This window comes from Bordetella genomosp. 8, from assembly GCF_002119685.1.
Classification (GTDB): Bacteria; Pseudomonadota; Gammaproteobacteria; order Burkholderiales; family Burkholderiaceae_B; genus Bordetella_C.
In genome coordinates this window covers 3,337,362-3,349,265 of the sequence record NZ_CP021108.1, presented here as the reverse complement: position 1 = coordinate 3,349,265, position 11,904 = coordinate 3,337,362, and the positions used below count along the sequence as shown (strand labels likewise).

Genomic DNA, 11,904 nt, shown 5'->3' with positions numbered 1-11,904 from the left:
CCGGTGATGGGGGGCATGATGTGACGTTGATGCTTGCAAATCGCGCAGCAAGTCTAGGCACGTCGTCGCCGCCTGACCATAAGCGGCGGCGCATGCACGCCGGTGATTCGCCGACTGGCCCTGTAGGGCGAGCCCGACCGGACTCGCGGACGTGGACCGCCACGCGGCGGGAATCACACCCCCGGCGCTCCAGGCGCCGCAGGCCTCGACCATCCTCAGGGCCGCGGCTGGGCCATGGGCGGTATGCGGCGGGAGGGCGCGGGTATACGCCAGGCCGAGCGGCGGCGCAGGGCGTGCAGTATCTTCAGGCCTTCAGGCCAGGGGCCGTAGCCGGCCTCCGCGTTGATGTGGCCCGCGCCGGGCAGCACCACCAGCCGGCTGCCCCAGTGCCGGGCGAACTCGCGGGCGCGGGGCAGGGAGCAATAGGGGTCGTTATCGCTGGCCACCACGACGCTCTGGAAGCCCAGCGGCCGCAGCGTGATGGGCGCGAAGGCGGCCAGGACGGGCGCGGCGCCTTCCCGTTCGATGTCGGCGGGGGCGACCAGCAGCGCGCCGGCCACACGGCCATGCAAGGCGGGCGGCAGGGCGGCGGTGGCGACGCAGCCCAGGCTGTGCGCGATCAGCAGGGCCGGCCACGGCGCGGCTTCCACGCAGGCCGCCAGCGCGGCGTTCCAGTCCCGCGGATCCGGGTTTTCCCAATCGCGCTGGACCACGCGCTGGGCGTGCGCCAGGCTGCCCTGCCACAGCGTCTGCCAGTGATCGGTGCCGGAATTCTTCCAGCCCGGGACGATGATCGGTTGAAATCGCATGCGCCGATCATGCCGGGCCGCCTTCATTGCGCAAACAACTTAATTTCTGTTTGGTTATATGGCTTCCGTTATATAAACGGAGTCGGTGAAATCGTGCATTACTTCGTTTAACGGGAGCCGACCGATATTTGCGGCACGTCCCTGGATGGCCCGGATCCGGTCTTGCTTTACGGTATCCTTTGGACCCTTCCGGCGGCCGATGGCCGGCGGAATCGCCCTGGAGGACCACAAGTCCGCCATTTGGCATGGAGAGCAACAGGAGATGAAGATGAAAAAACACCATCAAACACCCCATCATTTGGCGTCCGCGGCCGCGCTCGCACTCGCATTGGCGGCCGGGATGGCCATGCCCGCACACGCGCAGACGCTGAAGATCGCCGCCGTGGGCCCGACCACCGGGCCTGTCACGCAATACGGCGACATGGTCCGCGAAGGCATCTATACCGCCGTCGAGCAGGTCAATGCGGCGGGCGGCGTCAATGGCAAGAAGCTGGAAGTCGTCGTGGTCGACGATGGCTGCGAGCCCAAGCAGGGTCCGACGGCGGCCAACCGGGTGGTGAACGAACGCATCGGATTCGTGGTGGGCCCGGTCTGCTCCGGCGCCAGCATCGCCGCCGCGCCGATCTACGAGCAGGAAGGCGTGGTCATGATCACGCCGTCCGCCACGGCGCCGGCGCTCACGGACGGCAAGAAGTACAACTTCATCTTCCGCACCATCGGCCGCGACGATCAGCAAGGCCCGGCGGCGGCCGCCTATATCGTGGACAAGTTCAAGCCCAAGAAGGTCGCCGTCCTGCACGACAAGCAGTCGTATGGCCAGGGCATCGCCACCTCGGTCAAGAGCCAGCTCGAAAAGGCCGGCATTCCCGTCGCCGTGTTCGAAGGCATCAACGCCGGCGACAGCGACTATTCGGCGGTCATCACCAAGCTGAAAAGCGAGAATGTCGACTTCGTCTACTACGGCGGCTACCACCCCGAAATGGGCCTGTTGATGCGCCAGGCCGCGGAACAGGGCCTGAAGGCGCGCTTCATGGGACCGGAAGGCGCCGGCAATCCGGACATCAACGCGATCGCCGGTCCGGCGGTGGAAGGCATGCTGCTGACGCTGCCGGCCGACTTCTCGCAGGATCCCAAAAATGCCGACCTGGTCAAGGCGTTCAAGGACAAGCAGCGCAACGCGGGCGGCGCCTTCCAGCTGACGGCCTATACGGCCACCATGGCCATCGTCGACGGCATCAAGGGCTCGGGCTCCACCGATCCCACCAAGGTCGCGGCGTGGCTGCACAAGAACAGTATCGATACGCCCATCGGCAAGGTATCGTGGAACGCGCAAGGCGACCTGAACAGCTTCGCCTTCCAGGTCTACGAATGGCATAAGGACGGCACGCACACGCTGGCGAAGTGACGCCGCGCCGCGCGGCTTCGGCGGGTGGGCGTGCTCGCCGTGCCGCGTACAGGAGGTTTTCACATGAGTAGCGGTGATGCAGTATCCCCCATCGTCCGGCCCGACTTCATGCCGTACGAAGCGTTCGACAGCGCGTCGTCGGCTGTCGAACGCCTGATCGAAATCTACGAGCGCAATACCGCCTTCCTGCGCGCCGGATTGCAGCGCGTGACCCAGGGCGATGACCTGCATGGCGTGCGAGTGCGCGCCTGCTATCCCAGCGTGCGCATCGCCGTCCATACCTACGATCAGGTGGATACCCGGCTGTCGTACGGCCATGTCGCCGAGCCCGGCGTGTACCAGACCACGATCACGCAGCCGCGGCTGTTCAAGGACTACCTGACGGAACAGATCGGCCACCTGTTGCAGAATCACAAGGTGCCGGTGGAAGTGGGCGAATCCAACGTGCCCATCCCGCTGCATTTCGCCTTCGCCGAAGGCGCGTATGTCGAAGGCGAACACCTGGAAGCCCTGAAGCGCCCGCTGCGCGACATCTTCGACGTGCCCGACCTGGCCATCACCGATGACGCCATCGTCAACGGCACCTGGTACGGCCGCGAACACGAACCGCGTCCGCTGGGGCCCTTCACCGCGCCGCGCGTGGACTACTCGCTGCACAGGCTGCAGCACTACACGGCGACGGCGCCCGGGCATTTCCAGAACTACGTCCTGTTCACCAACTACCAGTTCTACGTCGATGAATTCTGCGCACGCGCCCGCGCCATGCTGGCCGCCGGCGAAGGCGACTACGAGGCGCTGATCGAGCCCGGCAACCGCGTCATGCGCCGCGGCGAACCCATCGCCACGGATGCCGCCGTCGGCCGCCTGCCGCAGATGCCGGCTTACCACCTGACGCGCGCCGATCATTCCGGCATCACGCTCGTGAATATCGGCGTCGGGCCGTCCAACGCCAAGACGATTACCGACCACATCGCCGTGCTGCGGCCACATGCCTGGCTGATGCTGGGACATTGCGCCGGCTTGCGCACGTCGCAGCGGCTGGGCGATTACGTGCTGGCGCATGGCTATGTGCGCGACGACCACGTGCTGGACGCCGACCTGCCCACCTGGGTGCCGGTCCCGCCGCTGGCCGAAGTGCAGGTCGCGCTGGAACAGGCGGTGGAGGAAGTCGCCGGCCTGTCGGGTTGGGAGCTCAAGCGCATCATGCGCACCGGCACGGTGGCGACCATCGACAATCGCAACTGGGAATTGCGCGACCACACCGAGCCGGTCCAGCGTTTCGCCCAGTCGCGCGCGATCGCCCTGGACATGGAATCCGCCACCATCGCGGCCAACGGCTTCCGCTTCCGGGTGCCCTACGGCACCTTGCTATGCGTGTCGGACAAGCCGTTGCATGGCGAGTTGAAGCTGCCGGGCATGGCCACGGCTTTCTATCGACGGCAAGTGGGCCAGCATCTGGAAATCGGCATACGCGCGCTGGAGAAGTTGCGCGAGATGCCGCCGGAACGCCTGCATTCGCGCAAGCTGCGCAGCTTCATGGAGACGGCGTTCCAATAAGGGCGGGCCCGGCGTCTATCCGGCACCGTTCGGCGTCGGCCTGTACCCGCACCGGCGTGCCGGCGGGCAGCGCCGTCAAGGCTTGCCAGCTGGCGTCGTCCACCACGGCGATCGGCACCTCGATGCCATACAGCTCGGACGCCACGATGCATCCCAGCGCGACGATCAGGTCGCGTTCGCGCATGATGATCGCGGCGGGGCCGGTGCCGTTGCGGATGGCTTCCGCCAGTACGCTGCTGCTGGAACTGGATCCCTTGGCGCGGGCCATCAGCAGGCAGGTCCCTTGCAGTGACGCGCCGAACTGCGGATGCCGGGCTTCGATGATCGTGCCAGCCTGGGCGTCGTAGCCGCCCCAGAAGCTGAGCGGCTCCTGCAGCGCCAGTACGCCGCCATGGCCATCGCCGGGCACGACCGTCACGGCGGAATAGTCCGGCGCCGTGGATGCGGCGGATGACGCGGCGGACGATGTGGCCGATGACGCGGCGGATGATGTGGCGGAATCAGGCTTCATCGAAACACACCTTGCCGGCCAGCGCCGAACGCACGCATTCGCGCAGGCTGCCGTAGGCCACCTGCACACCGATATTGGCGGGCGCATAGTGCGCCCATTTGCCGGAGTTGGTCATGACCAGGCCGGTGGTCTGGCGCATGACGGGTGTGATGTAGGTACAGGTGTCCGTGACGAACTGCACGCCCGCGGCGCGCAGCCGCTCAGCCTGGCCGGAGGTTTCCAGTTCCCACAGGATATAGCGGCTGGTATTCACGTAGAAGTCGATGGCGCAACGCGGGCCGTCGCCAGTCTGTTTGCTGGCGGTCGGTCCGTGCCCTGCGTGTTCCATCCCAGTCGGTCCGTTTCCTGCGTGTTCCACGCCGGTCGGTCCAGGTCCTGGCGCCGGCTGGCAAAGCAGCCGTTCCAGCGCCGCGCACTCGGCCAGGGAAAAATGCGGCGTGCCGACGCTGACCGCCGCCAGCGGGGCGCCGGGGGCTGCCTGGTTCAGCGTTTGGCGCACGGCCCGCAGATCGGCGCGCGTGACGCCGATGGTCGCACCAGCCGCACGTCCGCCCAGGGCCGCTTCCAACGTGGGCGCTTCGGGCGTGATCCCCACCGCATGGAACAGCGCGATGGCGCCGCTGGAGGCCGCGGCCGCGCCCAAGGCCTTGAGCTCGTCTTCCGTGGTGTCGGGCGGCAGGCCCGTGATGGCGGGAATGGCGCCGCCCGCGCGCTTGCCCACCAGCAGGCCCAGCGCCGCGTACCAGATATCGCGGCTGGCCGGATCGCGCGGAAAGTCCTCGTCCACCGCGAAGACGATGCCGGCATGGCGGTTTTCCGCCAGGTGCAGGCCGCAGCGTGGCGCCCGTCCGGTCAGCGCGGCGCACAGGTCCATGAAGTCGCCATAGCGATTGGTGCGCGCACCCAGCACGGAATTGGCGAAGACGATGGCATTGGACTCGGCCCAGGCGATCTGCTGTCCCAGGCGCGGCCGGTTTTTCAACTGGTAGGGCGCGCAGGTAAAGCTGGATTCGCAGCCCAGCTCGATATGGGCCTGCATCAGACGCGTGCCCGCGCTGCGCAGCGCGTCGTCGCCACGGAAAAGTTCGGGATGGATAAGGTCCATGGAGCCGACGTTCAAGGTGGTGGGCACCACCACCTTGCCGCCGCCTTCCACCAGCTTTTCGACGAAGTCCAGGCTGGCCTGGCCGTGGTACAGGCAGCCGTCGATGTGCGCGCTGTCGATGTCGATCAGGCTGTCCGCACCCATGACTGCCGCCGAGCGCACCAGTATCCGCATGGCCAGTGCGGCGGCGGGCCCGCGTTCGCCCTGGAGCAGGGCCTGGTCGTAGTCGGAAAGCGCGATCACGGGTCTTCCTTGGGCGGGCGGCATGGGGATAAGGGGGGATTGTAGGCGAGCCCACGCGGGCGGGGGTGTCCTGGCCGGTGCAATCCGTCCGTGCCGGGATCGCCGCCGCGCTGCGAGCCGTGCGCCGAATTATCTTAAAAAAAGAACGTGGATCGCAGTAGCATCACATCTGAAGAATCAGGAACATCGGATGGAAATCGCCGAACTGGAAATTTTCCGCGCGGTGGCTCAGGAACAGAGCGTGACGCGCGCGGCCAGGCGCCTGCGCCGCGTGCAGTCGAACGTGACCACGCGGGTCAAGAACCTGGAGGAAGACCTGAGCACGACGCTGTTCCAGCGTGGAGGCAGGCGCATGCTCCTGACCCCGGAAGGGCAGCGGCTGCTGGAGTACGCCGATCGCATCCTGGCGCTGGCGGCGGAGGCCCGGCAGGCCGTGCGCGACGAGGCGCCGCGCGGGCCCTTGCGGCTGGGCTCGATGGAGGCCGCCGCCGCCAGCCGCCTGCCCGGCGTGCTGGCCAGCTTCAACCGCAAGTGGCCAGCGGTGCGCATCGACATAAAGACCGGCACCACGCAGGCTTTGGCGGACGCGGTCGGCGCGCACCGGCTGGACTGCGCCATCGTCGCGCATCCGGCGGGCGGACGGCCGCAACAGGCGGATATGGAGCGGCTCGGCCCCGGCCTGGAGGGCCATTACCTTTTTTCCGAACGCTTGCTGCTGGTCGCGCCGCCGTCGCACCCGCGCATCCGGCGCGCGCGCGATATCCGCGTGCGCACCATCGCGGCTTTCGCGCAGGGATGCACCTATCGCAATTGCGTGGATGACTGGCTGGCGCGAGACGGCGACAGCCTGGACGGCTGGGGCGTCCTGGAGCAGGGCTCGTATGCGTCCATCTTGGCTTGCGTGATGGCCGGTACGGCGGTGGCGGCGGTGCCGCAGTCGGTGCTGGACATGCATCCCGCCGCGGCCAGCGCGTCGACGACCTATCTGCGTTCGGTCAACAGCTTCCTGATCCGGCGCGCCGGATTCGGGACATCGGCCTACAAGGCCTTGTATGACGAGATGCGCCGCGCCGCCGATTGAGGCTGGGCGCGGCTTCCGTTGCGATCGTGCCGGCGGGCCGCCGGCATCCTGCCACACCCTTGAAGGAGCATATCCATGGCTGCCCGTATCACCACCCCGCTGGCCGAACGGCTGGGCATCTCCCATCCCATCATCCAGGCGCCCATGGCTGCCGTGGCGACGCCGGCGCTCGCGGCCGCGGCCAGCAATGCCGGCGCCCTGGGGTTTCTCGGCGTGGGCGCCATGACGGCGCAGGCCGCGCGCACGACGATCGGCGAGATCCGCGCGCTGACGCAGCGGCCCTTCGGCGTCAACGTCTTCTGCCACGCGCCCGCGGTCGCCGACGCCGCCGTGGAGTCCGCCTGGCTATCCTATCTGGCGCCGGTCTTCCGTGAATTCGGCGCCGAGCCTCCCGCGGCCTTGAGCGAGATCTACAAGAGCTTCGTGGAGGATGACGCCATGCTGGAGGCCTTCCTGGACGAGCGGCCGGCCGTGGTCAGCTTCCATTTCGGCCTGCCGGATGCCGCGCGTATCCGCGCGCTGCACGATGCCGGCATCTACCTGATGGCCACGGCCACCAGCGTGGAAGAAGGGCGGCGCGTGCAGGAGGCCGGTATCGATGCCGTGGTCGCCCAGGGCTATGAAGCGGGCGGCCACCGCGGCGCATTCGATCCGGGCGCACCCGACGAACGGCTGGGCACCCTGGCCCTGACGCGCCTGCTCGTGCGTCACCTGGACGTGCCCGTGGTGGCGGCCGGCGGCATCATGGATGGCGCCGGCATCGCCGCGGTACTCGCGCTGGGCGCGCAGGCCGCGCAGTTGGGCACGGCCTTCGTGTCTTGTCCCGAGTCGTCCGCCGACGCGGCTTTCCGCGCCGCGTTGGCCGATCCGCGGGCCATGACGGCCATGACCACCGCCATATCCGGCCGTCTCGCACGCGGACTCCACAACCGGCTGATGCGCCTGGGGGAAGCGCCGGACAGCCCTCCGGTCCCGGATTATCCGATCGCCTACGACGCCGGCAAGGCGCTGCATGCCGCCGCCAAGGCGCGCGGCAACAGCGAGTTCGCCGCCCAGTGGGCGGGGCAGGGGGCGCGCCTGTCACGCGCCATGCCGGCTGCCGAGCTGGTGCGGACCCTGGCCACGGAGCTGGAAGCATCCACGCCGGGCACGGCCGGGCATGCGTCGCGCCGCTAGGCGCGCTGCCCTACGTATCGAAAGTCGTGCGCTAGGCGCCGCCGTCTTCGGCGTCGAAGTGCCCAAGCAGGTTGCGCAGCAGCGGTCCGATGGCGCGCAGTTCGTCGTAGTGCGCGGACGACAGGGCGTCCAGCTTGTCCTGCGCCCCTTGCGTCAGGCCGATATGGACCTTGCGCCTGTCCGTCTCGTCGGGCCGGCGCTCGACGAGACCCATGCGTTCCAGGCGGTTGATCAGTTCGCCGGCGCTATGCGGCCGCAGCAACAGCCAATCGGCGACTTCGCCCACGGTCATGGTTTCGCCGGAGGCCGCCTTGATGGCCAGCAGGGCCTGATGCTGCTGCGGCGTCAGGCCACAGCCGGCGGCCGCCGTTTCGCTGAAGGCCAGGAACTGGCGCAAGGTGAAACGCAATTGCGCCAGGGCGACGAAGTCCGCTGGCTGCAGCGTATGGTCCTTTCCATCGGCACCGCGGCGCGAGGAAAGCGCCGGACTGGGGTGGGGAGGGCGCGACATCCCGCTATGGTACCGCGTGGCCGTAGGGGAACCCCTACACGAACTGTCCCGGAAATGCCGATAGAGGGTGCGCCCCCAAATGCGCACAATGCGTATGCCTGCGGTATGCATTGCGCGGATCTGGCCGCGCGATGTGTGCGCGAGACGCGGTGCGCGCCGCCAGGCCAATGACATCCACCCCACGGGACCGCCATGGACAGCCTACAGACCGAAATGCTTGCTCACTCAGAATACGCCACCGGCCATGCGGCCTGGCGCGACACCACGTCGCGCGCCGCGCCGGCGGCGCGGCCGGCATGCGACGGCTGCGGTGCGCGGCGCCTGTGCCAGGCTGCCCAGCTTTGCCGTGGAGGCGCCGAACGTCCGGTCGCGCTGCCGGTCTGCTCCCGCAAGGTCAGCGCGGGCGAGGCGGTGTTCCGCGCCGGCGACGCGCTGCGCAACCTGTACGTGTCCCGCGCCGGTACCTGCAAGACCACCCGGCTGTATCGCGACGGCCGCCAGCAGATCACCGGCTTCCCGCTGGGCGGCGATTTCCTGGGCATGGACGCGATCGCCACCGGCCGCCACGAGACCGAGGCCATCGCCTTGGAAGACATGGTGGTCTGCGTGTTGCCCTACAACGAAATCGATGCCCTGGCCGACGAGTTCAGCGACGTGCGCCGCAATATCGAACGCATGCTCAGTCGCGAGATCGTGCGCGAATCGCGGCTATTGATGCTGATGGGCAATCTCAGCGCGGAAGAACGCGTGGCCGCGTTCCTGGTGGATCTTGCCGACCGCTATGCCGAGCGCGGCTATTCGCCGGTCGCCTTCACATTGCGCATGAGCCGTGAAGAAATAGGATCCCACCTGGGCATGAAGCTGGAAACGGTCAGCCGCATGTTTTCCCGCCTGCAGCAGCGCGGCCTGATCGCGCTGCATGGCAAGGAAGTCCGGATACAGGATATGGACGCGCTGCGGTTGGTGTAGGCGCTGCGTCCGCATACAGGCGGTTTTCAGCGCCGGCCCGGTAAAGTCCGCGCCGGAATCCGCTGAGGGCCGCATCGTTCCAGTCGACTCGACGCCTGCCGGCGTGCGAAATCGGGGTGCTCGCCGTCATCGGGGCTTGCAGCAACCGTCCCGTCTCTCTTCCGGCATGTCGACCCCAGCGAACGCCGCGGCCCCAGCCGCCCCCTCGACCCTCGCAAGCTCAACGTCCGCATCGCCGCTCGCCGGCGAACAATGGCTGGCGCTCGGGCGCGCGCTGCACGGCGCGGGCCGTTATGGCGAAGCCGTCAATGCCTTGCAGCGCGCCGCCGCGCAGTTGCCCCTGGACCTGGAGGTGTATCGCGCGCTGGTCGCGTCCCTGGACGCAAGCGGGCAGGTCGCGGACGCCGCGTCCGCGCGCATCGGCATCGACGCCATCGAGCGGCGCCGCGCGGTGGACCTGTTCGAGATCGGCCGCGTCTACGCCCGCCACAAGCAATGGGACGCCGCCGGCCATTGGCTGGAACGGGCGTTGATGATCGATCCCGCGCTGCACGCGGCGCATATTTGCATGGCCTGGGTGCTGCGGCAGCTGGGCATGCGCCATGGCAGCGGCCGGCAGGCCTGCCGCGCGTACCGCGGACAGGCTGCGTTCGCCTCGGCCAGGCGCACCAGGCGGCGCACGGTGCTCATCGTGTGTTCGAGCGGCTTCGCCAACGTGCCTTTCCGGCACCTGGTTCCGCCGGCCTTGAATCGCGTCGTACGCTGGGTGATCGACCTGGGCGTCGTCGGCATAGGCTGGGGACGCGCCCGCGCGCTGCCGCCGTACGACATTGCCTTCAATGTCGTGGGCGACGCCGACCTGGGCGCGTTCTGCCGCGCCGAGCTGGCGCAGTTCGCCGAGTCGTCGACGGCGCCCGTCCTGAACCAGCCGGCGCGCATCGAACGCACCACGCGCGAACGTATCCAGGTGCTGCTCGATGGCATAGCCGGGATATACGCGCCGAAGACCTGCCGCTGGCCTGGCGCGGGCGGTGCGGCCGAAGGCTTGCACGCCGCGATCGCCTCGGCGGGGATGGACTATCCGGTCATCACGCGGCCGGCGGGCGAGCATGGCGGCAAGGGCGTCGTCCTGATGACGTCGCCGGCCGATACCCTGGCGGAGCCCCCGACGGGCGACATGTACCTGACGGCGTACCACGAGTACCGTTCCGCCGACGGCTACTACCGCAAGTACCGCGTCATCTTCATCGACCGCGAGCCCTATCCCTACCATCTGGCGATAGGCCGGCAGTGGCTGCTGCATTATTTCTCGGCCGACATGCTGTCCGAGTCCTGGAAGCTGGAAGAAGAACGCCGCTTCCTGGAGGATCCGCGCGCGGCGCTGGGCGGGCCGGCCTGGGACGCGCTGCGCGCCATCGGCGTACGCATGGATCTGGATTACTGCGGCATCGATTTCTCGCTGCTGCCGGACGGCCGTGTGCTGGTCTTCGAAGCCAACGCCACCATGCTCGTGCATCCCGAAGTCGAAGACGACGGCCTGCGTTTCAAGAACGCCTACATACAGAAGATTTTCGATGCCCTGGACGACCTGATGCGGCGTCGCATCGGCGCCTCGGCTCAAGCCGCCCGCACGTAGTCGGGATAGCGCCGGCAGATATCCTCGACCTGGTTCAGCGTGCCGGAGAGGTGTTCGCGCAGCGCCTGCTGGGCGCGCGGGGCGTCGCGCGCGACGATGGCGTCCAGCACGCGCTGATGGTCCTGCAGGATGCGCTGCGCCTTGCCGGTTTCGGGCAGGTGCAGGCGGCGCAGCCGGTCCACGTGGCCGCTGTAGCGTTGTTCCAGTTCCCACAGCTGCATCATGCCGGCGGCCTCGTGCATTTCGCGGTGGAAAGCCTGGTCGGCGGCGATGAATTGCGCGTACTCGTTGGCCTTCAGGCTGGCGCGCTGCATGTCGATGTGGCCTTGCAGGCGGGCCGCCAGCAACGGGTCGTCGCGCTGCGCCAGCACATGGACGATTTCCAGTTCCAGCGAACGGCGCAGGAAGTGCGCCTGGCGGGCCGCGGCGATATCGATGCGGCTGACTTCCGTCGTGTGCTGCGGAAAGATGTCGACCAGGCCTTCTTCGCTCAGCCTCAACAGCGCGTCGCGGATGGGCGTCTGGCTGAGTCCGAAGGCTTCGGCCAGCTCGGGGCGGGGCAGGACCGTGCCGGGCGCCAGCTCCAGCGACACGATCAGTTCGCGCAGTTTCTCGAACACCTGGGGCGCCGCATGGCGGGAGCGGTCCAGGCGCAGCGTCGATAGGGTTTCCGTCAGGGACATAAGCGTTACACCGGTGAGTACGGACGCGTTGCCGCGCCGGCCGGCATCAGGATACAAACCGGAGCGGAATTGTAGCGGCAGGGCTGCGTTGACATACTAATACATTAGTGTTTCAATGCGGCCGAGACATAAGCTTGCACCGTCCTATCCGTGTTGCGCGACCCGACAGGGCAGCACACACTGGATTTCCGCGGTGGGCATCAGACGCCACACTCGGC

11 protein-coding genes are annotated in these 11,904 nt (G+C 67.9%); 6 read left to right on the top strand and 5 right to left on the bottom strand.

The features are described 5' to 3' along the window. Positions 1 to 215 precede the first annotated feature (215 nt). Positions 216 to 809: an RBBP9/YdeN family alpha/beta hydrolase gene (locus CAL12_RS15220; protein WP_086067906.1), complete on the bottom strand. Its 594-nt coding sequence runs from the start codon at positions 807 to 809 to the stop codon at positions 216 to 218. A 268-nt stretch (positions 810 to 1,077) separates the two neighbouring features. Between CAL12_RS15220 and CAL12_RS15215 the strand changes: the two genes are divergently transcribed. Further along, on the top strand, positions 1,078 to 2,214 hold the full coding sequence (locus CAL12_RS15215; protein WP_086067905.1) for a branched-chain amino acid ABC transporter substrate-binding protein: 1,137 nt from the start codon (positions 1,078 to 1,080) through the stop codon (positions 2,212 to 2,214). Positions 2,215 to 2,322: 108 nt separating this feature from the next. Further along, the gene (locus CAL12_RS15210; protein ID WP_420042792.1) at positions 2,323 to 3,771 is read left to right on the top strand and encodes an AMP nucleosidase; all 1,449 of its coding nucleotides are present in this window, start codon (positions 2,323 to 2,325) and stop codon (positions 3,769 to 3,771) included. Here the strand turns inward: CAL12_RS15210 and CAL12_RS15205 are convergent. After that, positions 3,749 to 4,282, bottom strand: coding sequence for an aconitase X swivel domain-containing protein (locus tag CAL12_RS15205; protein ID WP_086065326.1), 534 nt, complete (start codon positions 4,280 to 4,282; stop codon positions 3,749 to 3,751). The two genes, CAL12_RS15210 and CAL12_RS15205, sit on opposite strands and share 23 nt — an antisense overlap. Continuing rightward, a complete protein-coding gene (locus tag CAL12_RS15200) occupies positions 4,272 to 5,630 on the bottom strand; it encodes an aconitase X (RefSeq protein ID WP_086065324.1) in 1,359 nt (452 codons plus the stop codon). The genes CAL12_RS15205 and CAL12_RS15200 overlap by 11 nt, the downstream gene beginning before the upstream one ends. Before the next feature lie 190 nt (positions 5,631 to 5,820). Here CAL12_RS15200 and CAL12_RS15195 point away from each other — a divergent pair, with 190 nt between their 5' ends. Both CAL12_RS15195 and CAL12_RS15190 read left to right on the top strand, forming a co-directional pair. Further along, entirely contained in the window at positions 5,821 to 6,711 is an 891-nt protein-coding gene (locus CAL12_RS15195; protein ID WP_086065322.1) for a LysR family transcriptional regulator, read from the top strand. 75 nt (positions 6,712 to 6,786) lie between these two features. After that, on the top strand, positions 6,787 to 7,887 hold the full coding sequence (locus tag CAL12_RS15190) for an NAD(P)H-dependent flavin oxidoreductase (RefSeq protein ID WP_086065320.1): 1,101 nt from the start codon (positions 6,787 to 6,789) through the stop codon (positions 7,885 to 7,887). Between the two features lie 31 nt (positions 7,888 to 7,918). On the opposite strand, the gene CAL12_RS15185 is transcribed toward CAL12_RS15190, so the two are convergent. Beyond that, positions 7,919 to 8,398 (bottom strand): MarR family winged helix-turn-helix transcriptional regulator, encoded by a 480-nt coding sequence (locus CAL12_RS15185; protein WP_086065317.1) that lies wholly within the window; start codon positions 8,396 to 8,398, stop codon positions 7,919 to 7,921. Between the two features lie 192 nt (positions 8,399 to 8,590). Between CAL12_RS15185 and CAL12_RS15180 the strand changes: the two genes are divergently transcribed. Both CAL12_RS15180 and CAL12_RS15175 read left to right on the top strand, forming a co-directional pair. Further along, complete coding sequence (locus tag CAL12_RS15180; protein ID WP_232464532.1) at positions 8,591 to 9,367, top strand: helix-turn-helix domain-containing protein; 777 nt, start codon at positions 8,591 to 8,593, stop codon at positions 9,365 to 9,367. A gap of 166 nt (positions 9,368 to 9,533) precedes the next feature. Next, the gene (locus CAL12_RS15175; protein ID WP_086065315.1) at positions 9,534 to 11,003 is read left to right on the top strand and encodes a tetratricopeptide repeat protein; all 1,470 of its coding nucleotides are present in this window, start codon (positions 9,534 to 9,536) and stop codon (positions 11,001 to 11,003) included. On the opposite strand, the gene CAL12_RS15170 is transcribed toward CAL12_RS15175, so the two are convergent. After that, positions 10,985 to 11,686, bottom strand: coding sequence for a GntR family transcriptional regulator (locus CAL12_RS15170; protein ID WP_086065313.1), 702 nt, complete (start codon positions 11,684 to 11,686; stop codon positions 10,985 to 10,987). The genes CAL12_RS15175 and CAL12_RS15170 overlap by 19 nt on opposite strands. Positions 11,687 to 11,904 lie beyond the last annotated feature (218 nt).